This is a genomic window from Oceanibaculum sp. (genome assembly GCF_022449305.1).
GTDB classification, from domain to species: Bacteria; Pseudomonadota; Alphaproteobacteria; order Oceanibaculales; family Oceanibaculaceae; genus Oceanibaculum; species Oceanibaculum indicum.
This window is the reverse complement of the sequence record NZ_JAKUSO010000005.1, coordinates 30,134-54,227: the sequence shown is the minus strand read 5'-3', so window position 1 is coordinate 54,227 and position 24,094 is coordinate 30,134. Positions and strand designations below refer to the sequence as shown.

Here is a 24,094-nt window from a genome sequence, read left to right as displayed (position 1 = left end):
CCCCGGCACCGGATGGGCGATGACCACGCCATGCAGACCGAGGCCGCCTGTTCCATCCTGACCATCGACCTGACCGCCGTAACCGACAATTGGCGTTTGCTGCGCGACCGCGCGGCGCCGGCCGCCTGCGCGGCGGTCGTGAAGGCGGATGCCTATGGGCTGGGGATCGACCCGGTCGCCCCCGCCCTGGCCGATGCCGGCTGCACGTTGTTCTTCGTGGCGACGCTGGATGAGGGGCTGCGCCTGCGCGGACTGCTGCCGCAGGTCGAGGTCGCCGTGCTGGGCGGGCTGCTGCCGGGTACCGCGCCGATCTTCCTGCGTGACCGGCTGATCCCGGTGCTGAACGATCTGGGGCAGGTCGAACGCTGGCGTGCGGAGACCGCGAAGGCGGGGCAGGCCGCGCCGGCGATCCTGCATGTCGATACCGGCATGAACCGGCTGGGGCTCGACCCGCAGGAAACCGAAAAGCTCGCTGCCGATCCCGCATTGCTGGAGGGGATCGAGATCACCTATGTGATGACCCATATGGCCTGCCCGGACGAGCCGTCGCATCCGCTGAACGCGGCGCAACTGACGCGCTTTCGCGCGGCGCTGGCGGCGGTTCAGGGGGCGCTGCCGGGGGCGAAAGGCAGCCTTGCCGCCTCCTCGGCCATCTTCCTTGGCCCTGACTATCATTTCGATCTGGTGCGGCCGGGGGCGGCGCTCTATGGCGTGAACCCGACGCCGGGCGCGCCGAACCCGATGCGCCAGGCGGTGCGGCTGGAAGGCCGTGTCCTTCAGGTCCGTCACGTTGACAGGGGGGAAGGGGTTGGATACGGTGCCACGCGCCGGTGCGATAAGCCCTCCAAAATTGCAACTGTTGCAACAGGTTACGCGGACGGCTATCTGCGCGCTCTCAGCAATCACGGGGTTGCCCGGATCGCGGGGCACGAGGTTCCGATGATCGGGCGGGTATCGATGGATCTGCTGACTTTCGACGTCACCGACCTGCCCGAGGGGCTGGTCTATCCGGGCGGGCTCATGGAGCTTCTGGGCGAGGGCTATACGCCCGATGATGCGGCACGGGACGCCGGCACCATCGGCTATGAAATCCTGACCTCGCTGGGCAACCGTTATGCCCGGCACTATATCGGCGCGGGGGCGTGACCGCGCGATGATCGGTTTCCTTCGGACCATCGGCGCCGGCTTCCTGGAATTCATCGCCACCGCCGGGCGCATCACGATCTTCGCCCTGACGGCGGTGATGCATTGTTTCCGGCCGCCCTTCTATTTCCGGCTGATCGGCCGGCAAATGATCGATATCGGCTATTACTCGCTGCCCGTCGTCGGCATGACCACGCTGTTCAGCGGCATGGTGCTGGCACTGCAGAGTTATAGCGGCTTTGCCCGCTTCTCCGCCGAAAGCGCGGTGGCGACCGTGGTGGTGCTGTCGATCACGCGCGAGCTGGCGCCGGTGCTGGCCGGGCTGATGGTGGCCGGGCGCGTCGGTGCGGCGATGGCGGCGGAGATCGGCACCATGCGGGTGACCGAGCAGATCGACGCGCTGACCACACTCTCCACCAACCCGTTCAAATATCTGATCGTGCCGCGTGTCCTGGCGGCGACGCTGATGCTGCCGGTGCTGGTGGCGGTCGGCGACGTGATCGGCGTGTTCGGCGGCTATGTCGTCTCGATCTACAATCTGGGCTTCAACCCGGCGGCCTATATCAAGAGCACCATCGAATATCTGGAACTGATCGACGTGGTCTCCGGTCTGGTGAAGGCGGCGGCCTTCGGCTTCCTGATCGCCCTGATGGGCTGTTATCATGGCTTCAGGTCGCGCGGCGGTGCGCAGGGCGTGGGGGCGGCGACGACGAATGCCGTGGTGTCGGCCTCGATCCTGATCCTGATCTTCAACTACATCATCACAACCTTGTTCTTTGCCAAATGAGCCAGCCGCCGAAAATCCGCATTCGCGGCCTGAAGAAGCGTTTCGGCCCCAAGGTGGTGCTGAACGGCATCGACCTTGAGGTTGCGGAAGGCGAATCGCTGGTCATCATCGGCGGATCGGGCACCGGCAAGTCGGTGCTGCTGAAATGCATCCTCGGCCTCATCACCCCGGACGAGGGCTCCATCGAGATCGATGGCGAGGAAACCGTCGGCCTGTCGGGCAGTGAGCGCGACCGGGTGATGAGGAAGTTCGGCATGCTGTTCCAGGGCGGGGCGCTGTTCGATTCGCTGCCGGTCTGGGAGAATGTCGCCTTCGGTTTGATCCAGGGCGTCGGTACGCCGCGCGCGGAGGCGCGGGAGATTGCCATCGCCAAGCTGGCGCAGGTCGGCCTTGGCGAGGCGGTGGCCATCCTGTCGCCCGCGGAGCTTTCGGGCGGCATGCAGAAGCGCGTGGCGCTGGCCCGCGCCATCGCCACCGAGCCGGATATCATCTTCTTCGACGAGCCGACCACCGGCCTCGACCCGATCATGGCCGACGTCATCAACGATTTGATCGTCGCCTGCGTGAAGGAGTTGGGGGCGACCACCCTGTCGATCACCCATGACATGGCGAGTGCCCGCAAGATCGCGCACCGGATCGCCATGATCTACGATGGGCAGATCATCTGGGACGGTCCGGTCGGCGAGATCGACCGGTCGGGCAATGCCTATGTGGACCAGTTCATCCATGGCAGCGCCGAGGGGCCGATCCAGATGCAGGTGCTGCGGCCATGACGGCAAGGGAAGGCTGAGAAGGGTGGCGAAACCGAAATCCCGCTTCGTGTGCCAGTCCTGCGGCGCGGTAACGGCCCGCTGGAGCGGCAAGTGCGATTCCTGCGGGGAATGGAACAGCATCGTCGAGGAATCGGTTGAGCCCGCCCTGCCGAAGGGGCAAAGCCGCACCGGCGGCCGCCGCATCGAATTTGTCGGCCTGACCGGCGCCAGCGCGCCGCCGCCGCGCCGCACCACCGGCCTGGTCGAGCTGGACCGCGTGACCGGCGGCGGCCTCGTTCCCGGCTCCGCCATCCTGATCGGTGGCGATCCCGGCATCGGCAAATCGACCCTGCTGCTGCAGGCTACGGCCAGCCTGGCGCGGGGCGGTCGGGCAGCCTACATCTCCGGCGAGGAATCGGTCGATCAGATCCGTCTGCGCGCGCAGCGGCTGAATGTCGGCGATGCGCCGGTCATGCTGGCCTCGGCGACGGCGATGCGCGACATCCTGGCCTCACTGGATGGTGCGGACGCGCCGGATGTGGTGGTCATCGATTCGATCCAGACCATGTATGTCGATTCGCTGGAATCGGCCCCCGGCACGGTCGCCCAGGTGCGCGCCGCCGCGCAGGAGCTGATCCGGCTGGCCAAGCGCCGCGGCTTCACCCTCATCCTGGTCGGCCATGTCACCAAGGAAGGAGCCATCGCCGGGCCGAAGGTGCTGGAGCACATGGTCGATACGGTGCTGTATTTCGAGGGCGAGCGCGGCCACCAGTTCCGCATCCTGCGTGCGGTGAAGAACCGCTATGGCGCCACCGACGAGATCGGCGTGTTCGAGATGACCGATGGCGGTCTGGCGGAAGTGTCGAACCCGTCCGAGCTGTTCCTCGCCGACCGCAAGCAGGACGTCTCGGGGGCCGCCGTCTTCGCCGGCATCGAAGGCAGCCGCCCGGTGCTGGTCGAGGTGCAGGCGCTGGTCGCGCCGTCGCCCTTTTCCACGCCGCGCCGCACCGTGGTCGGCTGGGACAGCGGGCGTCTCGCCATGGTGATGGCGGTTCTGGAGGCGCGCTGCGGCGTCGAGGTGGCGGGGGCGGACGTGTTCCTGAATGTCGCCGGCGGGCTGAAGATCGCCGAACCGGCGATGGACCTTGCCGTCGCGGCGGCGCTGGTCTCCTCGCTGACCGGCGTGCCGGTGCCGAAGGAGGCTGTTGTTTTCGGTGAGATCGGCCTGTCCGGCGAGGTGCGGGCGGTCAGCCAGATGGACACGCGGCTGAAGGAAGCGGCGAAGCTGGGCTTTGCCAAGGCGCTGATGCCGGCCCGGCGCAAGCGCGGCACCAAGGGGGATGGAAGAGGGGGCGAGGCCATCGAGATGATCGAGTTGTCGCGTCTTGGCGATCTGACCCTGCTGTTCGACGATGGCAGCCATGCACGGCGCCTGCCCCGTCAGGCCGCGCGCGGCCAGGGCTAGGAGACGGCGATGGACAATCTTCCGGTCAATGCCACCGACATCCTGGTCTTTGCGATCCTGCTGATTTCCGGCTTGCTGGCGTTTTTCCGCGGTTTCGTGCGCGAGGTGCTGTCGGTCGGCGCCTGGGTCGGCGCCGCCTTCGCCACGCTCTACGGCTTCCAGCATGTGCGCCCCTATGCCCGCGATCTGATCGGCATCGACATGGTCGCCGACATCGTGGCGGGGGCCGGGCTCTTTATAATCGCGCTGATCATCCTATCTGTGGTGAGCAATATGCTGGCCGGGCTGGTGAAGGGCAGCGCGCTGAACGCGGTGGACCGCTCGCTGGGCTTCCTGTTCGGCCTGGTGCGCGGTGCCGTTCTGGTCTGTCTCGCCTTCCTGGTGCTGGACTGGGCGGTGGCCGAGCAGGACCGGCCGGACTGGATCACCAACGCCAAGACGATGCCGCTGGTCGAGCGCGGGGCCGGCTTCATCATGACCCTCATCCCCTCGGATGCGCGCGAGGATGCCGCCGCCAAGGCGGAAGCGACGCGGCGCGAGACCGAACAGCGGATGCGCCGGGAGATTTATAACCAGCTCGTCAATCCGCCGGCCACGCCGGGAGAGAGGAAAGACGATGCACAGCCCCCGTCATCGGGGTATAAGACCGACGAACGGCAGGAGATGGATCGGTTGATCCAGAAGACGCAGTAGCGGTCCGATGGCGATACTCGACCGTACCGGGCGCCCGCGACGGCGCACAGCGAAGGCCAGGCAGGATACGATGATCACCACCCACCCGTTCCATTTGCCCGAAACGCCCGAAACCGAAGATGATGACCACCTGCGCGAGGAATGCGCGATCTTCGGCATTTACGGCACGCAGGACGCCGCCGCGCACACGGCGCTGGGGCTGCATGCGCTGCAGCACCGGGGGCAGGAGGCCAGCGGCATCGTCGCCTTCGATGGCAAGCGCTTCAATGCTCATCGCGGCCTCGGCCATGTCTCGGAAATCTTCGTCTCCCCCAATGTGATGGCGCGGCTGGAAGGCCATGCCGCGATTGGCCATAACCGCTATGCCACCACTGGCGAGACGCTGCTGCGCAACGTACAGCCGCTGTTCGCTGATTTCGAGTTCGGCGGCCTGGCAATCGGCCATAACGGTAACCTGACCAATGCGCTGAAACTGCGCCGGCAGCTGGTGAAGCGCGGCTGCCTGTTCCAGTCCACCACCGATACCGAGGTCATCATCCACCTGATCGCCACCTCGCAGGGGGCGACCGTGCTGGACCGGCTGATCGATGCGCTGCGGCAGGTGGAAGGGGCCTATTCGCTGGTGGCGCTGACCGGCCACGGGCTGATCGGCGTGCGCGATCCCAACGGCGTGCGGCCGCTGGTGCTGGGCAAGCTGGGCGATGCCCATATCCTGGCCTCGGAGACCTGCGCCTTCGACATTATCGGCGCGGAATTCGTGCGCGATATCGAGCCGGGCGAAATCGTCGTGCTGAACGGCGACGGGGTCACCAGCCACCGTCCGTTCCCGCCTGGCCGCAAACGCTTCTGCGTGTTCGAATACATTTACTTCGCGCGGCCCGACAGCAATGTCGAAGGCCAGTCGGTCTATGAGGCGCGCAAGAATATCGGCATGGAGCTGGCGCGCGAGAGCCATGTCGATGCCGATGTCATCGTGCCGGTGCCGGATTCCGGCGTGCCGGCGGCTATCGGCTATGCCGCGGAATCGGGCCTGCCCTTCGAGCTGGGGATCATCCGCAACCATTATGTCGGCCGTACCTTCATCCAGCCGACCGATCAGATCCGCCACTATGACGTGAAGCGCAAGCACAACGCCAACCGCATGCAGATCGAAGGCAAGCGCGTGGTGCTGGTGGACGATTCCATCGTACGTGGCACCACCTCTAAGAAGATCGTCGAGATGGTGCGCAATGCCGGGGCGACCGAGGTGCATATGCGCATCGCCAGCCCGCCGACCACGAACGCCTGCTTCTACGGTGTCGATACGCCGCAGAAGGAAAAGCTTCTGGCCCACAATTACGACATTGAGGGCATGGCCAAGGTGATCGGCGTGGACAGCCTTGCTTTCATCTCCATCGATGGGCTATATCGCGCGATGGGCCTGCCGGCGCGCAACGACGCCATGCCGCAATATTGCGATGCCTGCTTCACCGGCGACTACCCGATCTCGCTGACGGATTTCGACGATGGCGGCGATCCGGCGCAACTCTCCCTGCTGACCGAACAGCCGGCGGCTTGATTTTCCGTATCCGACGAGACAGCACATCATGACCCAGACCGGACGTCTTTCCGGCCGTATCGCCCTGATTACTGGCGCCAGCCGCGGCATCGGCGCCGCCATCGCCAAGCGCTATGCCGCCGAGGGCGCGCATCTGGTGCTGACCGCCCGCACCGAGGGTGCGCTGGAGGAGATCGACGACGCCGTGCGTGCCGCCGGCGGTAGTGCGACGCTGGTGCCGCTGGATTTGCGCCAGCTCGACCAGATCGACCAGTTGGGGGCGGCGCTCGCCGAACGCTTTGGCCGGCTTGATGTGCTGGTCGGCAATGCCGGCCTGCTGGGTGACCTGACGCCGGTGCCGCATATCGCGCAGCGCCAGTGGGACCAGGTGATGACGGTGAATGTGACGGCGAATTACCGGCTGATCCGCTCGATGGACCCGTTGCTGCGCCGCTCCGAGTCGGGCCGGGCGATCTTTGTCAGCTCCGGCGCTGCCAAGGGCAAGGCCTTCTGGGGCCTGTACGGCGCCACCAAGGCGGCGCTGAACACGCTGGTCATGTCCTATGCCGATGAGATGGAGAATACGGCGCTGCGCGTGAACCTGGTCAATCCGGGGCCGATCCGCACCGCGATGCGCGCGCAGGCAATGCCGGGCGAGGACCCGATGACGCTGCGCACGCCGGAGGAGATCACCGACTGCTTCGTCGATCTGGCCGCCGCCGACTGCACCCGCAATGGCGAGCTTGTGCAGGCCTATTAAAGAAGGTCCATCAGCGCCTTCGCGACGCCGATCAGCCCGGTCACCAGCAGCACGCCCAGCACGATCCGGCGGAACAGGTTCGGGTTCATGCGGCTGAAGGCCGTCTGCCCGAGGACCGAGCCGATCAGCATGGCCGGCGTCAGCCACAGCGCCCAGAGCAGCGTGTCCCAGGTGAACAGCCCGTTCCAGGCAGCAACGCCAATCCCCATGATGTCGGTCACGGTGAAGTAGGCGATCAGCGTCGCCCGGCTGACCGAATCGGCGGCCGGAGTCGCCAGGTAGAACAGCACCACCGGCGGGCCGGGGATGCCGGCGGCGCCGTTCAGCGTGCCGGAGACGGTGCCGGTGGCGAAGCTGGCCAGTGGCCCCGGCCGGGTGCGGAAGCGCAGTCCGCGCGCCATCAGCAGCGCCGCCGCCACGACGATGAGGCCGATAGCGAGGCGGAGCGCCTCTGCCGAGGCGATCAGCAGCACATAACCGCCAATCGGGGTGGCCAGCAGTGCGCCGGGCAACAGCCAGCGCAAGCCACGGAAATCCACCTCGTGCCAAAGGCGCGGCAGCAGCGTGATGCTGATCACCAGCTCCAGCAGGAAGATGAAGGGGATCACCTGTGCCGGCGGCAGGATCAGCACCAGCACCGGGATGGCCAGCAGGGCGAAGCCGAAGCCGGTGAAGGCGCGGATCACGGCGGCCACGACCACCACCGCGAAGATCGCGGCGAAGGCAAGCGGGTCCAGGGAGGCGGGCAGCAGCGCGGACATGGCGGAAACTCAGAAGGAGGAGGCGATGCCGGCGGCACCGGTCACGAACAGCAGGCCGACCGCGACGGTGCGGAACAGCGCCGGGTCGGCGCGGCGGAAGCCGGCGCTGCCCAGCCAGGAACCCAGCAGCATGGCCGGGCCAAGGGTGGCGGCCCAGACGATGGCGTGCAGGTCGAAGGCGCCCTTCAGCGCCAACGTGCCCACCGCCAGAATGTTGAGGATCAGGAAGAAGCCGTTCAGCGAGGCGCGCGTCGAGGCGTGGTTGCCGGGGGCGGACAGGTAGAACAGGATCACCGGCGGGCCGGGGATCGCCGCCAGCCCGCCAAGGAAGCCGGCACTGGCGCCGGCCAGGAAGCTGCCGACGGGGCCCGGGGCCTTTTTCAGGCGGAAGCCGCGCCACAGCGCCAGCGCGATCACCATGACGATGGCGCAGATCGCCAGCTTCAACAGCGTCGGATCGACGATGGCCAGTGTCAGCGCGCCGACCGGTGTCAGCAGCAGCCCGCCCGGCAGCAGCAGGCGCAGGGAGCGCCAGTCCATCTCCTTCCGGGTCGAGGGCACCATCGCGGCGGCGGCACCCAGCTGCAGCAGCATGGCGATCGGCACGGCGGCGACCGGCGGCATCAGCAGCATCAGGCCGGGGACGGCCAGCAGCGCGAAGCCGAAGCCGGTGAAGGCGCGCAGGAACGACGCCGCCAGGATCAGGACGAAGGCGAAACCATAGGCAGCGACGGTCAGATCGTCGGGGATCGGCACGGCGGAAATCCTGGCGGCGGGTTGGCTTTTGCCCGCCATTTAGGCAGTGGCGTCAGCCGGCGTCGACGCTTTTCGAGGGCAGAACACGCATGAGGGGGTCGATCAAACCGGGGGGCAGCGCCTGCAGCAGCCACACCGCCGCCAGCATCGGCCACGGGAAGGCGATGCGCGCCTTGTTGCGGGCCAGCCGGTCGCGGATCAGCCGCGCTGCCTTGTCAGCGTCCATCAGGAAGGGCATGGGGAAGCCGTTGCGGTCGGTCATCGGTGTGCGGACATAGCCGGGGCAAACCACGGAGACCTCGACGCCGCTGCCGGCCAGCACGCCCCGCAGCCCCTCGCCATAGACCTTCACGGCGGCCTTGCTGCCGCAATAGGCCGGCGCGCCGGGGAAGCCCCGGAAGCCCGCCAGCGAGGCCATCAGCGCGATCTGCCCGCGCCGCCGCGCCTGCATCCGGGGGATCAGCGGCAGCACCGTGTTCATCACCCCATCGACATTCACCGCGAAGATGCGGCGCACCTGCTCCACCGGCTCGGTATCGCCGCCGGTGCCGGCCGAGATGCCGGCATTGGCGATGGCAAGGTCGATGGGCTGGGCATCGTCGCGCGCCAGCATCCAGCCTTCCAGCGCCGCCGCATCGGTCACGTCCAGCACCGCCGTCTCAACGGTCGCACCCTGCGCGCGGCACTGCTCCGCCACCGCCTCCAGCCGCGCCGTGTCGCGCCCGGTCAGCGCCAGGGTCATGCCGGGGCCAGCATAGGTGCGGGCCAGTTCGGCGCCGAGGCCGCTGCTGGCGCCGGTGATGAGGATATGCTTCGGGTCGCGCATGTGCCTGTCCGGTTGCTGGTATGGTGTCGCGGGGATATAGTGCCGCCTCCCGCCGATACCCTACAAGATACAGAGGCAAATCCCCGTGAAACCTGGTGCATCACCTCTTTCCAGCATGACCGGGTTCGCCCGCGCCGAGGGCCAGCATGACGGGTTCGGCTGGGCCTGGGAGCTGAAATCGGTGAACGGGCGCGGCCTCGATATCCGCACCCGCGCGCCGCAGGGCTTCGAGAGCCTGGAGCCGCTGGCCCGGCAGAAGCTGGGCGAGGCGCTGAAGCGCGGCAATGTGAATGTCTCGCTGGTGGTGGAGCGGCGTACTGGCGAGGCCGGCATCCGCATCAACCGCGCGGTGCTGGATCAGGTTCTGGCCTTGCAGGCGGAGCTTGCTGGCAAGGTCGATGCCGCCCCGCCCCGGCTGGAGGCCTTGCTCGCCGTGCGCGGCGTGGTCGAGGCCGGCGAGGAGGAGGCCGACGAGGAGGCGCGCGCCGCGCGCGATGCCGATATCCTGGCCGGGCTGGAACAGGCGGTGAAGGCGATGGTCGCCTCCCGGCTGGAGGAGGGGGCAAGGCTGGCCGCCATCCTGACCGGCCATCTCGACCGTATCGAGGAGCTGACCGCGCAGGCGCAGGCGCTGGGGTCGGTGCAGCCGGAGGCGCTGAAGGCGCGGCTGCGCCAGCAGGTGACGGAACTGCTGGAAGCCTCCCCGGCGCTGAATGAGGACCGGCTGGCGCAGGAGGCGGCGCTGCTCGCCACCAAGGCCGACATCCGTGAAGAGTTGGACCGGCTGGCCGCCCATATCGCCGCCGCGCGGGAGTTGATGCAGGCCGGCAGCCAGATCGGCCGGCGCTTCGACTTCCTGTGCCAGGAGTTCAACCGCGAGGCCAACACGCTGTGCTCCAAGTCCGGCGATGCCGAGCTGACGCGCATCGGGCTGGAGTTGAAGGCGGTGATCGATCAGCTGAAGGAACAGGTGCAGAATGTCGAGTGAGGCGGCGGCCCGTCCGGAAGGCAAGGGTGCTGATATCCAGCGGCGCGGCCTGATGCTGGTGCTGTCCTCGCCGTCCGGGGCCGGCAAGACCAGCATCTCCCGCCGCCTGCTGCAGGATGAGGGCCGGCTCGCCATGTCGGTGTCGGTCACGACCCGGCCGCCGCGTCCGGGCGAGGTGGATGGCAGGGACTATCACTTCATCGACCTGCCGCGCTTCGACGCGATGGTGAAGGCGGACGAGCTGCTGGAGCATGCCCGCGTGTTCGGCAATTGCTATGGCACGCCGCGCGCGGCGGTGGAGGCGGCGCTGTCCGCCGGCAACGACATCCTGTTCGACGTCGATTGGCAGGGCACGCAGCAGCTGAACGAGAAGGTGCCGCAGGATGTGGTCAGCGTCTTCATCCTGCCGCCCTCGCAGGAGGAACTGGAGCGCCGGCTGCGCAGCCGCGCGCAGGATTCCGAGGAGGTGGTGATCGGCCGCATGCGCAAGGCGGCGGACGAGATCAGCCACTGGTCGGAATATGACTATGTGATCGTGAACGAGGATCTGGAGCGCAGCGTCGCCGATGTGCGCGCCATCCTGCGCAGCGAGCGGCTGAAGCGCGAACGCCAGACCGGAATCGGCGATTTCGTGCGCCGGATCGTTGCCTCCGCCCCGAACTGAGGGTCTTTCCATGCCTATGCTTCTGCCGGTTTCCCGCCGCACCCTGCTGATCGGCTCGGCGGCGGGTGCCGCCCTGCTGGCGTGCCCGGCGATCCTGCGTGCCGCCGAGATGCGGTTCGAGGATGATCCCTTCACGCTCGGTGTCTCCTCCGGCTGTCCGCGCCCCGCCAGCGTGGTGCTGTGGACCCGCCTCGCGCCGAAGGCGGAGGAGGCGGGTGGCAGCCTGTTCGCCGCACCGCCGCCGGCACTGGAAGGGCCGGTGGAGGTCGCCTGGGAGCTGGCGCATGACGAGGGCTTCCAGCGCCTCGCCGCCAAAGGCACCGCGCTGGCTACCGACGATTGGGGTCATTCCGTCCATGTCGAGGTGATGGGGCTGGAGCCGGGGCGCTGGTATTTCTACCGCTTCACCGCTGGTGGGCAGCAGAGCCCGGTGGGCCGCACCCGCACCGCGCCGGCGCTGGGCGCGGCAACGGACAGGCTGCGCCTCGCCTTTGCCTCCTGCCAGCAATACGAGCATGGCTATTTCACCGCCTTCCGCCATATGGCAGCGCAGGATTTCGACCTCGTCGTGCATCTGGGCGACTACATCTACGAGATGTCCTGGGGCCGGAAATATGTCCGCCAGCACGGCACCGGCATTCCCACGCAGCTGTTGGAGTTCCGTGACCGCTATGCGCTCTACAAGTCCGATCCGGATTTGATGGCGGCGCATGCGGCGGCCCCCTGGCTTGCGATCTGGGACGATCACGAGGTTGCCAACAACTACGCCGACGATCATTCGCCAAAGACGGTGCAGCCGGACCAGTTCCTCGCGATCCGCGCCGCTGCCTATCAGGCCTGGTACGAGCATATGCCGGTGCCGCCCTCGATGGCCCCGAAAGGGCCTTCGCTGCGCATCTATGACCGCTACCGCTTCGGTGATCTGCTGGATATGACGCTGCTGGACGATCGGCAGTACCGCTCGCCGCATCCCTGCGGGATCAACAAGTCCGGCGGGGCCAATTGCGAGGAACGCTTTGATCCATCGCGCAGCCTGCTGGGGCGCGAGCAGGAAGCCTGGCTGGATAGCGCGCTGAAGGATGCGCAGGGGCGCTGGACGCTGGTCGCACAGCAGACGCTGGTGTCGGAGCTGGACCGAGAGCCGGGGCCGGGCAAGGCCTATGCGCTGGATGGCTGGGACGGCTATGTCGCCAGCCGCGACCGGCTGCTGTCCGCCATCGAGACGCACCGGCCGGCCAACCCCCTGGTGATCGGCGGCGATGTGCACGCCTTCTGGGTGTCCGACCTGAAGAAGGATTTCCAGAACCCGGCCTCGCCGACGCTGGCGACCGAGGTGGTGTGCACTTCCGTTAGCTCGCAGGGGCCGAGCGCCAAGACCATGCAGGCGGGCCGTGAGGACAACCCGCATATCCGCTACGGGCGCGGCGACAAGCGCGGCTATGCCAGCCTGGAGCTTACGCCGAAACAGGCGCTGTTCGGGTTGGAGGCGGTGGACAGCGTGGAGCGGCCGGACGGCACCGTCTCGCGCCTCGCCAGCTTTGCGGTCGAGCCCGGCAAGGCTGGCGCGGAACCGGCGTGAGTGGAGCGTAAGGTCTTTCTTTTATCGTCATCCTCGGGCTTGACCCGAGGATCCAGAGAAGCCGCGCGGATCGCTGGATGGTCGGATCAAGTCCGACCATGACGAAGGTAAAAGATTTTCTGTTTCCTGTAATTCGGCTGCGTCTTACCCAACTACCTCCCGGACAAATCCCGTTATCGCGTCCAGCACGGCCGCGCGCTGCTGGCGCTGGGGCTGGTGTGCGCAATCGGGGATCAGCAACGGCGTTGCTGGACCGCCCGCACCTTGGCAGATGGCGTGCACCTGTGCTGCAGTGGCGTATTCGTCCTCCGCCCCCTGGATGACCAGCAGCGGGCAGCCGATGCGCGGCAGGCAATCCTCGATGTTCCAGGGGCGGAACTCATTAGACGTCCAGGTCTCGGCCCAGGCGCGATAGAGCGCCTCGGTATTGGGGCCGTGATATTTCGCCAGCTTCTCGGGCAGGTCTGTGGTGCGCCAGGCCTCCATCGCCTCGTGGACGCCGGCCACGGTCACATCCTCGACGAAGGCATGCGCCGCCAGCGTCACGGCGGCTAGGGTGCGTTCCGGGAAGGCGGCGGCGTGCAGCAGCGCGATGGAGCCGCCATCGCTGTGGCCGATGAGGATGGCGCGCCCGATGCCGGCTTGCTCCAGCACGGCAGGCAGCGCCTGCTCCGCCTCGATGTGCAGATAATCCAGTCCGCGTGGCGCAGCGATCGGGTCGGCATCGCCATGGCCCTGCCGTTCATAGACCAGCGCCGGCAGTCCGGTCGCTGCGACCACGTCATCCGGGAAGTCGCGCCACAGCCGGATCGAGCCCAACGCCTCATGCAGGAAGACGAGGCAGAGGGCGTCCTTGGGCGCATCCGCCGGCGCCGGCTGCGGCGGGTCGATCCGCACGCCCGGCAGGCGCAGCCCCTGCCACCGGAAGGCGGTCTCTGTGCGGTGCAGACTGATCGGGATGGGGTCGTTCATGCGGGAAGCACAGAGCAAAACAGGCGCGGCTGCAAGCGGCGCGTGAGCCCGATCAGCCTCTTATATAACAATAATATGCACGCCATGCGTTAACGGTATGGTGGTCATGCGCTGTGCTTGACCCTGGCCCGCGCTTGGATTACTGCTAGTAGCACAAGAACAAAGCGCGCTGAATAATCAGCCCGGCGCAAGACCGGCAAAAAGTGCGCAAGACAGGGAGAAGCTCAGTGCTCGGTATTTGCTTTGCCGATGACAGGATTCGTCCGTCCGCCCGCCGGAAAAACAGGAGGGACTGGTGACGGCGACCTATCCCGATGCCGCCCGTTTCGATACCTGCCCGAAATTACTGGTTCATAACGCCCAGACCCGACCGGATGCGGTGGCGATGCGGGAAAAGGATTTCGGCATCTGGCGGGAAGTGACCTGGCGCGAGTATGCCGAGACCGTGAAGCTGATGGCGCTGGGCCTCGAATCGCTGGGCATTGGGCGCGGCGATGTGGTGGCGCTGATTGGCGACAACGACACCAACTGGGTCTGTGGCGAACTGGCGGCCCATTCTGTGCGGGCGATGAGCCTTGGCATCTATCGCGACGCGCTGGACGAGGAAGTGTTCTACCTGGCCGATTATGCCGGCGTGAAGGCAGTGCTGGCCGAGGATCAGGAGCAGGTGGACAAGTTCCTGAATCTGGGCGAGCGGCTGCCGGCGCTGCAGCACATCATCTATTGCGACACCCGCGGCATGGGCACGGTCACCGATCCGCGCGTGCTGTCGCTGGCGGCGCTGAAGGAACTGGGGCGCAAGGCCGAGGCGCGGGAGCCGGCGCGCTTTAAGGCGCTGGTCGATGCCACCGAGGGTGACGACGTCGCCATCCTGTGCACGACCTCGGGCACCACCTCCAACCCGAAGCTGGCGATGCTGCAGGCGGGGCCGATGATCCGCCATGTGCATCGCTATTTGTCGGTCGATCCGAAGGACGGGACGGACGAATATGTCTCTGTCCTGCCACTGCCCTGGATCATGGAGCAGATCTACTGCATCGGCTTTTCCCTGGTTGCCGGGATGAAGGTGAATTACCCGGAAAGCCAGGACACCATGATGCAGGATCTGCGCGAGATCGGGCCGACCTTCTTCCTGATGGCGCCGCGCCTTTGGGAACAGCTGGCCGCCGACATGCGCGCCCGTGTCATGGATGCCTCGGCGCTGAACCGCTGGATATTCGACAAGGGCGTTAAGCTGGGGATCGAGGCGCTGGACCGTGGCGAGCGGTCGGGGCTGGCGGATGCCATGCTGTTCTCCGCACTGCGTGACCGGCTGGGCTTCTCCCGCGTGCGCTCCGCCGCGACCGGCGGGTCCGCGCTGGGGCCGGACACCTTCAAACTGTTCCTGGCGATGGGCGTGCCGCTGCGCCAGCTCTATGGCCAGACCGAGCTGATGGGCGCCTACACGCTACAGGATGGCAAGGATGTCGATTGTGACACGGTCGGGCCGCCCTTCCCGGGCACCGATGTGCGCATCGCCGACCCGGACGCCAGCGGCGTCGGGGAGATCGTCACCCGCCACGACAACATGTTCCTCGGCTACTACAATAATGAGGAGGCGACCCGCGCCGACATGCGCGACGGCTGGATGTACACCGGCGATGCCGGCTATTTCGACGACAAGGGGCGGCTGATCGTCATCGACCGGCTGAAGGATATCGCGACGACCGCGCAGGGGTTGCGCTTCTCCCCGCAATATATTGAAAACAAGCTGAAATTCTCTCCTTACATTGCCGAGGCGGTGATTCTGGGGGCGGGGCGCGACTATCTGACGGCCATCGTCTGCATCCGCTATTCCATCGTCTCGAAATGGGCCGAGAAGAAACGCATCGCCTTTTCCTCCTACACCGACCTGTCGAACCAGCAGCAGATCTACGACCTGATCGCCGGCGAGGTGGAGCAGGTGAATGCCAGCCTGCCCGAGGCCCAGCGCATCCGGAAATTCCTGCTGCTCTACAAGGAGCTGGATGCCGACGATGGCGAGCTGACGCGTACCCGCAAGGTGCGGCGCGGCGTCATTTCGGAGCGTTATGGCGACCTGATCGACGCGCTCTACACCGATGCCGATACCGCGCATCTCGACGCCGAAGTCACCTATGAGGATGGCCGCAAGAGCAAGGTGAAGGCCGACATGCGCATCATGACGGTGGACGGGGCGCAAGAGTCCGCAACGATGAAGAAGGCGAGCTGAGTGATGGCGGAAGCGGATTCGGCGCTGGCCCAGACCCTGACCCCGGCACCCCAGCGTGGCGGCGCCCCGGTGCTGCGGCTGACCGATATCGAGCTGGGCTTCGGCGGCGTGAAGGCGATCAACAAGGTCAGCTTCGAAGTGCGCAAGGGCGAGATACTGGCGATCATCGGCCCGAACGGCGCCGGCAAGTCCTCGATGCTGAATGTCATCAACGGCTTCTACAAGCCGCAGTCGGGTACCATCGAGTTCCAGGGCCGCACGCTGCGCGCCATGGACCCGAACACGGCGGCCAAGAACGGCATCGCCCGCACCTTCCAGAACATCGCGCTGTTCAAGGGCATGAGCACGCTGGACAATCTGATGACCGGGCGGCTCTTGAAGATGAAGCGCGGCCTGTTCTGGCAGGCGCTCTACTGGGGGCCGGCGCAGCGGGAAGAGCTGGAGCATCGCGAGGCGGTCGAGAAGATCATCGACTTCCTGGAAATCCAGGCGGTGCGCCGCACGCCGGTCGGCCGGCTGCCCTACGGCCTGCAGAAGCGTGTGGAGTTGGGCCGGGCGCTGGCGATGGAGCCCGACATCCTGCTGCTCGACGAGCCGATGGCCGGCATGAATGTCGAGGAGAAGGAGGATATGTGCCGCTTCATCCTGGAGGTGAACCAGGAGTTCGGCACCACCATCGTGCTGATCGAGCATGACATGGGCGTTGTCATGGATATTTCCGACCGCGTGATCGTGCTGGATTACGGCGTGAAGATTGCCGACGGCACGCCCGACGAGGTGCGCGCGAACCAGCGCGTCATCGACGCCTATCTCGGCGTCAGCCACTGACCGCGAAGGGGTAGCAAGGCATGTTCTTTTCCTGGCCGTTCTTCTTCGAGGTGCTGATCGGCGGGCTGCTGTCCGGCGTCATGTATTCGCTGGTGGCGCTGGGCTTCGTGCTGATCTTCAAGGCATCCGGCGTGTTCAACTTCGCGCAGGGCGCGATGGTGCTGTTCGCCGCCCTCACGCTGGTCGGCTTCATCAACATGGGCGTGCCGGTGCCGCTGGCCATCGTGATCGCCATCGTGGTCATGATCCTGCTCGCCTATGCGGTCGAGCGCGCAGTGCTGAGACCGCTGGTGAACCAGCCGCCGATCATCCTGTTCATGGCGACCATCGGCATCACCTTCTTCATCGACGGGTTCGGCCAGACGCTGTGGGGTTCGGACGTCTATGCGCTGGATATCGGCATCCCCAACCAGCCGCTGTTCTTCGGCGATATCCTGGTGAACAGCTTCGACCTGGTCGCCGCCGTGGTGGCCGGCGCGCTGGTCGCGGTGCTCGCGGTGTTCTTCCAGAAGACCCGCATTGGCCGCGCGCTGCGCGCCGTCGCCGACGATCACCAGGCCGCCATGTCGGTCGGCATTCCGCTGCGCGTCATCTGGGTCATTGTCTGGTCGGTGGCCGGGCTGGTGGCGCTGGTCGCCGGCATCATGTGGGGCTCCAAGCTGGGGGTGCAGTTCTCGCTGGCGCTGATCGCGCTGAAGGCGCTGCCGGTGCTGATCCTGGGCGGCTTCACCTCGATCCCCGGGGCCATCATCGGCGGCCTGATCATCGGGGCGGGCGAGAAGCTGGCGGAAGTGTTCATCGGCCCGTTCCTGGCCGGCGCCATTGAGGACTGGTTCGCCTACATGCTGGCCATGCTGGTGCTGCTGTTCCGGCCGCAGGGCCTGTTCGGCGAAAAGATCATCGAGAGGGTGTGACGCCGTGATTTACCGCGAGGCCGGACAATTCAAGACTTCCTATGCCGCCGACCAGTCGATCTTCCCGATTCGGCTGGACCGCTGGGGCATGCTGGCGACGCTGTTCGTCGCCTTCTTCGTCATCCCGGTGGTGGCCAATGAATACTGGCTGCTGTCGATCCTGGTGCCGTTCCTGGTGTTCTCGCTGGCGGCCATCGGGCTGAACATCCTGACCGGCTATGCCGGGCAGCTCAGCCTCGGCACCGGCGGCTTCATGGCCTGTGGCGCCTTTGCCGCCTACAAGCTGTCCACCGCCTTCCCGGAGATGAACATCCTGATTGTCTTCCTGCTCTCAGGCGCGGTGGCGGCGGCGGTTGGCGTGCTGTTCGGCCTGCCGTCCTTGCGTATCAAGGGGTTCTACCTGGCGGTGGCGACGCTGGCGGCGCAGTTCTTCCTGATCTGGATGTTTAACAAGTTCGGCTGGTTCAACAATTACAGCCCGTCCGGCGTCATCTCGGCGCCGCCGCGCGCGCTGTTCGGCGATTTCTATGTCACCGGGGCCTCCGCCTCGCCGGTCGCGAAATACCTGTTCCTGCTGGGCTTCGTGGCTGTGATGGCGCTGATCGCGAAGAACCTGACGCGGTGCAAGATCGGCCGGTCCTGGATGGCGATCCGCGACATGGACATCGCCGCCGAGATCATCGGCATCCGGCCGCTGCTGGCCAAGCTGTCGGCCTTCGCCATCTCCTCCTTCTTCATCGGCATCGCCGGGGCGATGTGGGCCTTCATCTATACCGGGTCGGTGGAGGCGCTGGCCTTCGACATCAACCGCTCCTTCCAGGTGCTGTTCATGATCATCATCGGCGGGCTGGGCAGCATCCTGGGATCGTTCCTCGGCGCGGCCTTCATCGTGCTGCTGCCGATCCTGCTGAACAACGTGCCGGGACTGATTGGCTGGCAGATCCCGGTCGATATGATCGCGCATCTCGAATTCATGATCTTCGGGGCGCTCATCATCTTCTTCCTGATCGTGGAGCCGCACGGGCTTGCCCGGCTCTGGCAGATCGCGAAGGAGAAAATGCGGCTCTGGCCGTTCCCCTACTGACCAGGCGGCAAGCGACAGAAAAGCTTCGGGCAAGGAACCGCAAGAGTTCCGGCAACACGGAGAAAACCAAGGAACAGGGAGTGAAACCATGAACATCAGGAAGTTGCTTCTGACCGCCGCCAGTGCGGCGGTGGTTGCGGCCCCGCTGCTGGCGGCGCCGATCGTGGCCAAGGCGGAGCAGTTCATCCCGCTGCTGGTCTATCGCACGGGTCCCTATGCGCCGAGCGGCATCCCGCTGGCCAATGGCTTCGTCGATTATTTCGAGCTGATCAACGCCCGCGATGGCGGCGTGAACGGCGTGAAGATCAGCTGGGAAGAATGCGAGACCAGCTATAACAACGACCGCGGCGTGGAGTGCTATGAGCGCCTGAAGAAGCAGGGGGCGACCGGCGCCTCGCTGGTGAATCCCTATTCGACGGGCATCACCTACGCGCTGATCGAGCGCGCGACCGCCGACAAGATTCCGGTCTTCTCCATGGGCTATGGCCGCGCGGACGCCACCATCGGCTCGGTCTTCCCTTATGTCTTCACCGCGCCGGCGACCTACTGGGCGGGGGCGGACGCCATCATCCAGTACATCCAGGCGCAGGAGAAGGGCAGCCTGAAGGGCAAGAAGATCGCGCTGGTCTATCATGACAGCGCCTATGGCAAGGAGCCGATTGCCACGCTGCAGGCGCTGGGTAAGCAGGAAGGCTACAGCCTGAACCTGTTCCCGGTCGCCCATCCGGGCCTGGAGCAGAAGGCGACCTGGCTGCAGATCGGCCGCCAGCTGCGGCCGGACTGGGTCATCATGTGGGGCTGGGGCGTGATGAACGCGACCGCCATCAAGGAAGCGGCCGCCGTCGGCTTCCCGATGGAGAAGTTCATCGGCATCTGGTGGTCGGGCTCTGAGGCTGACGTGAAGCCGGCTGGCGCTGCCGCCAAGGGCTACAAGTCGGCCCAGTTTACCGGCACCGGCACCGGGGCGCCGATCCACGCGCAGATCCGCGATCAGCTGTTCGCCAAGAACATGGGTGTCGGCAAGGATACCTTCGGCGAGGTGCTCTACAATCGCGGCCTGGTGAACGCGGCGGTCTCGGTGGAGGCGATCCGCACCGCGCAGGGCAAGTTCGGCAACAAGCCGCTGACCGGCGAGCAGGTGCAGTGGGGCTTCGAGAATCTGAACATGACCCAGGAAGTGATCGACAAGCTGGGCCTCACCGGCCTGATGTCGCCGATCAAGCTGTCCTGCAACGATCATGAGGGCGGCGGCGCCGTCGTCATCCAGCAGTGGGACGGCAAGAACTGGAACTATGTCTCCGACTTCATCAACCCGCGCCGCGAGATGCTGACCAAGATGTACGAGGCGTCGGCCATGCAGTACGCGAAGGAAAAGAACATCACCCCGCGCGACTGCAAGATGTAATCGGCTATTGGGGACCGTCCGTCGCGGGCGGTCCCCCTTTTCTTTCCCGAGGATGACGGAAGACGCCATGACCAGCGCAACCGCAGAAAGACTGGACGCCGCCACAGAACCGGCCGGGGCGCTGCTCTCGGTAAACAATATCGAGGTCATCTATGACCATGTGATCCTGGTGCTGAAGGGTGTCTCCCTCGAAGTGCCGCAGGGCGGCATCGTCGCGCTGCTGGGCGCCAACGGGGCGGGCAAGAGCACCACGCTGAAATCGATTTCCAACCTGCTGCGCGCGGAGCGCGGCGAGGTCACCAAGGGTTCCGTCTATTTCGACGGTACGCGCATTGACGGGCTAACGCCGGATGCGCTGGTGCGCATGGGCGTTATCCAGGTGATGGAAGGCCGCCACTGTTTCGAGCATCTGACGGTCGAGGAGAATCTGCTGACCGGCGCCTATACCCGTAAGGAGGGCCAGCAGGCCATCGCCGATGATCTGGAGCTGGTCTATCACTATTTCCCGCGCCTGAAGGAACGGCGGACCAGCCTGGCCGGCTATACGTCGGGCGGCGAGCAGCAGATGTGCGCCATCGGCCGCGCGCTGATGAGCCGGCCGAAGATCATCCTGCTCGATGAGCCGTCCATGGGCCTTGCGCCGCAGCTGGTCGAACAGATTTTCGAGATCGTGAAGCAGCTGAACGAGAAGGAGGGCGTGTCCTTCCTGCTGGCCGAGCAGAACACCAATGTGGCGCTGCGCTACGCCCATTTTGGCTACATCCTGGAAAATGGCCGGATCGTGCTGGATGGCGCTGCCGATGCCCTGCGCAACAATGAGGATGTGAAGGAATTCTACCTCGGCCTGTCAGGTGCCGGCCGCAAGAGCTTCCGCGACGTGAAGCAGTATCGCCGGCGCAAGCGCTGGCTCGGCTAGAATGGCTGGGAAAGGCGAGATAGTGGCGTATTTCGATATTCTGGAGACCCGCGATCCGGCCCTGCGCGAGGCGCAGCTGCTGGACCGCCTGCCGGCGATTGTCGCGCATGCGAAGGGCAATACCGATTATTTCGGCAAGCTGCTGGCCAGGGTCGATCCGGCCGGGGTGACCAGCCGGGAGGCGCTGGCGGCGCTGCCGGTCACCCGCAAGGGTGATCTGATCGCCCTGCAGCGGGAGGCCCCGCCCTTCGGCGGGCTGAACGCCAAGCGGCCCAGCGCGCTGGCGCGCATCTTCATGTCGCCGGGGCCGATCTATGATCCGGAAGGGCAGGGGCGGGACTATTGGCGCTTCGCCCGCGCGCTCTATGCCGCCGGGTTCCGGCCCTGCGATATCCTGCACAACAGCTTCTCCTACCATCTGACACCGGCAGGATCGATGCTGGAGACGGCGGCCCACGCGCTGGGCTGCGCCGTGGTGCCGGCGGGCACCGGCCAGACCGAGTTGCAGCTGCGCGCGATAGAAGATATCCGCCCGTCCGGCTATGCCGGCACACCCTCCTTCCTGAAGATCCTGTTCGAGAAGGCAGCGGAGACGGGGGCCGATATTTCCTGCCTGAAGAAGGCGCTGGTCTCGGGCGAGGCGCTGCCGCCCTCGCTGCGTGCGGAGCTGTCGGGCCATGGCTGCAAGGTGCTGCAATGCTATGCGACCGCCGATCTGGGGCTGATCGCCTATGAATCGCCGGCGCAGGAGGGGATGATCCTGGATGAGGGCGTGATCGTGGAGATCGTGCGCCCCGGCACCGGCGATCCGGTGCCCGATGGCGAGGTGGGGGAGGTGGTCGTCACCACGCTGACGCCGGACTATCCGCTGATCCGCTTCGGTACCGGCGACATGTCCGCCATCCTGCCGGGGCTCAGCCCCTGCGGGCGGACCAACCGCCGCATCAAGGGCTGGATGGGCCGGGCCGACCAGACCACCAAGGTGAAGGGCATGTTCGTGCATCCCGGACAGGTGGCCGACGCTGCGAAACGCCATCCTGAGATCGTCCGGTTCCGGCTGGTGGTCGGCGGCAGCGCCGGGCGCGACGAGATGGTGCTGCACTGCGAATCCGCCACGCAGGATGCGGCGTTGGCCGCCCGCATCGCCGAGAGCCTGCAGGCCACCACCAAGCTGAAGGGGACGGTCGAGCTGGTCGCACCCGGCAGCCTGCCGAATGACGGCAAGGTGATCGAGGACACCCGCAGCTACGAGTGATGCTATGCTGACGCCATGTCAGCGGCAGCGAACAGCAGGAAGCAGGAGCAGAAACGGCGGCAGCGCCACGCCAACCGGCTGCTGGCGTTGGGCAGCGCTGTCTGGATCGCCGGTGTCGCCATCGTCTGGCTCTATACCTGGCCGCCGACAACACAGGTCTATGATGCGGCCTATTATGCCGGACAGCGGGACTGCCGGGCGCGCTATGCCGGGAATTACGAACGGGTGGAACGCTGTATCGCGCTGTTCAATCTGCAATATCTGCGCAGCCGCAACGGCCACGCCATCAGCGGGTTGCTGGTGGCACTGTTCCCGCCGCTGCTGGGATGGTTTGCCATACATATCCGTGGCCGCATGCAGCAGTGATCCCTTGCCGTTTGCCCGTGCGGCCCCGTGTCCGCTGGACCGGAACCGGATCAACGACTAAGAAAGAGGCATGGACGATTTCAGCGGCAACGGCCTTGCCTGCCAGCGGGGCGACCGGCTTGTCTTTACCGGCGTCGATTTTGCGCTGCCGGCGGGCGGGGCATTGCTGCTGCGCGGCCCGAATGGCAGCGGTAAATCCAGCCTGCTGCGGATCATGGCCGGGTTGCTGCCACTGGCAGCCGGAACGCTCATCCGTGCCGGGGCGCCGGTCGCGGCGGAACCTGACGCGCACCGCGCCGATCTTTGCTATGTCGGCCATCTGGACGCGGTGAAGCCGACGCTGACCGTCCTTGAGAATCTCGGCTTCTGGGCCGACCTGCATGACGAGGACAGTGCGGAGCGGGTTCAGGCCGCGCTGCGCCGGTTCGGCATCGCGCATCTGGCCGGCGCGCCGGGGCGCTGGCTGTCGGCCGGGCAGAAGCGCCGGCTGGCCCTGTCGCGCCTGCTGGCGGCGGAAACCGGCCTGTGGCTGCTCGACGAGCCGACTGTGGCGCTGGATGTGGCCACCATCGCGGAGCTGGAGAAGATCATCGCCGAACATCGTGCCGAGGGCGGCATGGTGGTGCTGTCCACCCATGCGGAGATCGATTTGCCCGGTGCCGATGTGCTGACGATGGATCGCTTCGCCCCTTCCCGTTCTGCAACCAGGGCGCCCAATGGGCGGGACGCAGCATGAGCGTGCTGGGGCTGGGCGGTTTCAGCGCGGTACTGGGGCGCGATCTGCGGCTGGCCGGACGGCAGGGCTCCGACGTGTTGCTGGTGGTCGGTTTCTTCGTGCTGGGGGCGGTGCTGTTTCCCTTTGCCGTGGGGCCGGATGCCAAGGTACTGGCCCGGATCGCCGGCGGTGTCATCTGGGTGATGGCGCTGCTGGCCGCCATGCTGTCGCTCGACCGACTGTTCCAGGCAGATTACGAGGATGGCTCGCTGGAGCTGCTGGTGCTGTCGCCGCTGCCGCTGGGCTTCCTGGTGCTGGCCAAATGCCTGGCGCACTGGCTTACCACCGGGCTGCCGCTGCTGCTGGCGGCGCCGGTGCTGGCGATCCTGCTGAACCTGCCGCTGGCCGGGTTCGCGGCGCTGGTCGCGGCGATGGCGCTGGGCACGCCGACGCTCAGCCTGCTGGGCGCGGTGGGGGCGGCGGTGTCGCTGGGCGCGCGGCGGTCCGGCGTGCTGGTATCGCTGCTGGTCCTGCCGCTGACGGTGCCGGTGCTGATCTTCGGCGTGGCGGCGGTCGATGCGGCGGTTGGCGGCTATCCCACCGCGCCCCATCTGATGTTGCTGGCGGCGCTGTTTCTGGCGGCGCTGCCGCTCTGTCCCTGGGCGGCGTCGGCCGCCCTGCGTCATGCGGTGGAATAG

General features: G+C 66.3%; 24 protein-coding genes. 20 read left to right on the top strand and 4 right to left on the bottom strand.

Features of this window, described 5'->3' with window-relative positions:
• The first annotated feature begins 12 nt into the window (after positions 1-12).
• The 7 genes from alr to MK313_RS03440 all read left to right on the top strand — a co-directional run bounded on the left by alr (position 13) and on the right by MK313_RS03440 (position 7,137).
• Positions 13-1,146, top strand: a complete 1,134-nt coding sequence (gene alr, locus MK313_RS03470; protein ID WP_287780126.1) for an alanine racemase — start codon at positions 13-15, stop codon at positions 1,144-1,146.
• A gap of 7 nt (positions 1,147-1,153) precedes the next feature.
• Positions 1,154-1,930, top strand: a complete 777-nt coding sequence (locus MK313_RS03465; protein ID WP_008943434.1) for an MlaE family ABC transporter permease — start codon at positions 1,154-1,156, stop codon at positions 1,928-1,930.
• On the top strand, positions 1,927-2,703 hold the full coding sequence (locus tag MK313_RS03460; RefSeq protein ID WP_287780125.1) for an ABC transporter ATP-binding protein: 777 nt from the start codon (positions 1,927-1,929) through the stop codon (positions 2,701-2,703). Before MK313_RS03465 ends, MK313_RS03460 begins: the two co-directional genes overlap by 4 nt.
• 22 nt (positions 2,704-2,725) lie before the next feature.
• Complete coding sequence (gene radA / locus MK313_RS03455; protein ID WP_008943432.1) at positions 2,726-4,147, top strand: DNA repair protein RadA; 1,422 nt, start codon at positions 2,726-2,728, stop codon at positions 4,145-4,147.
• A 9-nt stretch (positions 4,148-4,156) separates the two neighbouring features.
• Positions 4,157-4,840, top strand: coding sequence for a CvpA family protein (locus MK313_RS03450; protein WP_008943431.1), 684 nt, complete (start codon positions 4,157-4,159; stop codon positions 4,838-4,840).
• Between the two features lie 70 nt (positions 4,841-4,910).
• Positions 4,911-6,398, top strand: a complete 1,488-nt coding sequence (gene purF, locus MK313_RS03445; protein WP_008943430.1) for an amidophosphoribosyltransferase — start codon at positions 4,911-4,913, stop codon at positions 6,396-6,398.
• A 28-nt stretch (positions 6,399-6,426) separates the two neighbouring features.
• A complete protein-coding gene (locus MK313_RS03440; RefSeq protein ID WP_287780124.1) occupies positions 6,427-7,137 on the top strand; it encodes an SDR family NAD(P)-dependent oxidoreductase in 711 nt (236 codons plus the stop codon).
• Here MK313_RS03440 and MK313_RS03435 read toward each other — a convergent pair.
• The 3 genes from MK313_RS03435 to MK313_RS03425 are packed head-to-tail and all read right to left on the bottom strand — an operon-like array spanning position 7,134 to position 9,480.
• Positions 7,134-7,898 (bottom strand): sulfite exporter TauE/SafE family protein, encoded by a 765-nt coding sequence (locus MK313_RS03435; RefSeq protein ID WP_287780123.1) that lies wholly within the window; start codon positions 7,896-7,898, stop codon positions 7,134-7,136. The genes MK313_RS03440 and MK313_RS03435 overlap by 4 nt on opposite strands.
• A 9-nt stretch (positions 7,899-7,907) precedes the next feature.
• Positions 7,908-8,654 carry a sulfite exporter TauE/SafE family protein gene (locus MK313_RS03430; RefSeq protein WP_008943427.1) on the bottom strand — a complete coding sequence of 249 codons (747 nt, stop codon included), beginning with the start codon at positions 8,652-8,654 and terminating at the stop codon, positions 7,908-7,910.
• 52 nt (positions 8,655-8,706) lie between these two features.
• Positions 8,707-9,480 (bottom strand): SDR family NAD(P)-dependent oxidoreductase, encoded by a 774-nt coding sequence (locus MK313_RS03425; protein WP_287780122.1) that lies wholly within the window; start codon positions 9,478-9,480, stop codon positions 8,707-8,709.
• 115 nt (positions 9,481-9,595) lie between these two features.
• Between MK313_RS03425 and MK313_RS03420 the strand changes: the two genes are divergently transcribed.
• Genes MK313_RS03420 through MK313_RS03410 form a run of 3 tightly spaced genes read left to right on the top strand, consistent with a single transcriptional unit; the run spans position 9,596 to position 12,711 of the window.
• Positions 9,596-10,468 (top strand): YicC/YloC family endoribonuclease, encoded by an 873-nt coding sequence (locus MK313_RS03420; RefSeq protein ID WP_287780121.1) that lies wholly within the window; start codon positions 9,596-9,598, stop codon positions 10,466-10,468.
• Positions 10,458-11,132: a guanylate kinase gene (gene gmk / locus MK313_RS03415; RefSeq protein ID WP_287780120.1), complete on the top strand. Its 675-nt coding sequence runs from the start codon at positions 10,458-10,460 to the stop codon at positions 11,130-11,132. Before MK313_RS03420 ends, gmk begins: the two co-directional genes overlap by 11 nt.
• A 10-nt stretch (positions 11,133-11,142) precedes the next feature.
• Positions 11,143-12,711 carry an alkaline phosphatase D family protein gene (locus tag MK313_RS03410; RefSeq protein WP_287780119.1) on the top strand — a complete coding sequence of 523 codons (1,569 nt, stop codon included), beginning with the start codon at positions 11,143-11,145 and terminating at the stop codon, positions 12,709-12,711.
• Between the two features lie 144 nt (positions 12,712-12,855).
• Here the strand turns inward: MK313_RS03410 and MK313_RS03405 are convergent, their stop codons facing one another.
• Positions 12,856-13,683, bottom strand: a complete 828-nt coding sequence (locus MK313_RS03405; protein WP_287780118.1) for an alpha/beta fold hydrolase — start codon at positions 13,681-13,683, stop codon at positions 12,856-12,858.
• 295 nt (positions 13,684-13,978) lie between these two features.
• Between MK313_RS03405 and MK313_RS03400 the strand changes: the two genes are divergently transcribed.
• The 10 genes from MK313_RS03400 (at position 13,979) to ccmB (ending at position 24,094) form a co-directional block, all read left to right on the top strand.
• A complete protein-coding gene (locus MK313_RS03400) occupies positions 13,979-15,913 on the top strand; it encodes an AMP-binding protein (protein ID WP_287780117.1) in 1,935 nt (644 codons plus the stop codon).
• Positions 15,914-15,916: 3 nt separating this feature from the next.
• Positions 15,917-16,741, top strand: coding sequence for an ABC transporter ATP-binding protein (locus tag MK313_RS03395; protein ID WP_287780116.1), 825 nt, complete (start codon positions 15,917-15,919; stop codon positions 16,739-16,741).
• A gap of 20 nt (positions 16,742-16,761) precedes the next feature.
• A complete protein-coding gene (locus tag MK313_RS03390; protein WP_287780115.1) occupies positions 16,762-17,655 on the top strand; it encodes a branched-chain amino acid ABC transporter permease in 894 nt (297 codons plus the stop codon).
• A 4-nt stretch (positions 17,656-17,659) separates the two neighbouring features.
• Positions 17,660-18,739, top strand: a complete 1,080-nt coding sequence (locus tag MK313_RS03385; protein WP_287780114.1) for a branched-chain amino acid ABC transporter permease — start codon at positions 17,660-17,662, stop codon at positions 18,737-18,739.
• Between the two features lie 88 nt (positions 18,740-18,827).
• Complete coding sequence (locus MK313_RS03380; RefSeq protein WP_287780113.1) at positions 18,828-20,144, top strand: ABC transporter substrate-binding protein; 1,317 nt, start codon at positions 18,828-18,830, stop codon at positions 20,142-20,144.
• 67 nt (positions 20,145-20,211) lie between these two features.
• On the top strand, positions 20,212-21,060 hold the full coding sequence (locus tag MK313_RS03375; protein WP_287780112.1) for an ABC transporter ATP-binding protein: 849 nt from the start codon (positions 20,212-20,214) through the stop codon (positions 21,058-21,060).
• 19 nt (positions 21,061-21,079) lie between these two features.
• Positions 21,080-22,315: a phenylacetate--CoA ligase family protein gene (locus MK313_RS03370; RefSeq protein ID WP_287780149.1), complete on the top strand. Its 1,236-nt coding sequence runs from the start codon at positions 21,080-21,082 to the stop codon at positions 22,313-22,315.
• 15 nt (positions 22,316-22,330) lie between these two features.
• Complete coding sequence (locus MK313_RS03365; protein ID WP_287780111.1) at positions 22,331-22,681, top strand: hypothetical protein; 351 nt, start codon at positions 22,331-22,333, stop codon at positions 22,679-22,681.
• A 70-nt stretch (positions 22,682-22,751) separates the two neighbouring features.
• A complete protein-coding gene (gene ccmA, locus MK313_RS03360) occupies positions 22,752-23,417 on the top strand; it encodes a heme ABC exporter ATP-binding protein CcmA (protein WP_287780110.1) in 666 nt (221 codons plus the stop codon).
• Positions 23,414-24,094 carry a heme exporter protein CcmB gene (ccmB, locus tag MK313_RS03355; RefSeq protein ID WP_287780109.1) on the top strand — a complete coding sequence of 227 codons (681 nt, stop codon included), beginning with the start codon at positions 23,414-23,416 and terminating at the stop codon, positions 24,092-24,094. Before ccmA ends, ccmB begins: the two co-directional genes overlap by 4 nt.

What these genes read in the sequence shown, in the direction of transcription:
- alr (WP_287780126.1), top strand. Translation starts at nt 13, where the DNA reads ATGGGCGATGACCACGCCATGCAGACCGAGGCCGCCTGTTCCATCCTG.
- MK313_RS03465 (WP_008943434.1), top strand. Translation starts at nt 1,154, where the DNA reads ATGATCGGTTTCCTTCGGACCATCGGCGCCGGCTTCCTGGAATTCATC.
- MK313_RS03460 (WP_287780125.1), top strand. Translation starts at nt 1,927, where the DNA reads ATGAGCCAGCCGCCGAAAATCCGCATTCGCGGCCTGAAGAAGCGTTTC.
- MK313_RS03450 (WP_008943431.1), top strand. Translation starts at nt 4,157, where the DNA reads ATGGACAATCTTCCGGTCAATGCCACCGACATCCTGGTCTTTGCGATC.
- purF (WP_008943430.1), top strand. Translation starts at nt 4,911, where the DNA reads ATGATCACCACCCACCCGTTCCATTTGCCCGAAACGCCCGAAACCGAA.
- MK313_RS03440 (WP_287780124.1), top strand. Translation starts at nt 6,427, where the DNA reads ATGACCCAGACCGGACGTCTTTCCGGCCGTATCGCCCTGATTACTGGC.
- MK313_RS03435 (WP_287780123.1), bottom strand. Translation starts at nt 7,898, where the DNA reads ATGTCCGCGCTGCTGCCCGCCTCCCTGGACCCGCTTGCCTTCGCCGCG.
- MK313_RS03425 (WP_287780122.1), bottom strand. Translation starts at nt 9,480, where the DNA reads ATGCGCGACCCGAAGCATATCCTCATCACCGGCGCCAGCAGCGGCCTC.
- MK313_RS03420 (WP_287780121.1), top strand. Translation starts at nt 9,596, where the DNA reads ATGACCGGGTTCGCCCGCGCCGAGGGCCAGCATGACGGGTTCGGCTGG.
- gmk (WP_287780120.1), top strand. Translation starts at nt 10,458, where the DNA reads ATGTCGAGTGAGGCGGCGGCCCGTCCGGAAGGCAAGGGTGCTGATATC.
- MK313_RS03410 (WP_287780119.1), top strand. Translation starts at nt 11,143, where the DNA reads ATGCCTATGCTTCTGCCGGTTTCCCGCCGCACCCTGCTGATCGGCTCG.
- MK313_RS03405 (WP_287780118.1), bottom strand. Translation starts at nt 13,683, where the DNA reads ATGAACGACCCCATCCCGATCAGTCTGCACCGCACAGAGACCGCCTTC.
- MK313_RS03395 (WP_287780116.1), top strand. Translation starts at nt 15,917, where the DNA reads ATGGCGGAAGCGGATTCGGCGCTGGCCCAGACCCTGACCCCGGCACCC.
- MK313_RS03390 (WP_287780115.1), top strand. Translation starts at nt 16,762, where the DNA reads ATGTTCTTTTCCTGGCCGTTCTTCTTCGAGGTGCTGATCGGCGGGCTG.
- MK313_RS03380 (WP_287780113.1), top strand. Translation starts at nt 18,828, where the DNA reads ATGAACATCAGGAAGTTGCTTCTGACCGCCGCCAGTGCGGCGGTGGTT.
- MK313_RS03375 (WP_287780112.1), top strand. Translation starts at nt 20,212, where the DNA reads ATGACCAGCGCAACCGCAGAAAGACTGGACGCCGCCACAGAACCGGCC.
- MK313_RS03365 (WP_287780111.1), top strand. Translation starts at nt 22,331, where the DNA reads ATGTCAGCGGCAGCGAACAGCAGGAAGCAGGAGCAGAAACGGCGGCAG.
- ccmA (WP_287780110.1), top strand. Translation starts at nt 22,752, where the DNA reads ATGGACGATTTCAGCGGCAACGGCCTTGCCTGCCAGCGGGGCGACCGG.
- ccmB (WP_287780109.1), top strand. Translation starts at nt 23,414, where the DNA reads ATGAGCGTGCTGGGGCTGGGCGGTTTCAGCGCGGTACTGGGGCGCGAT.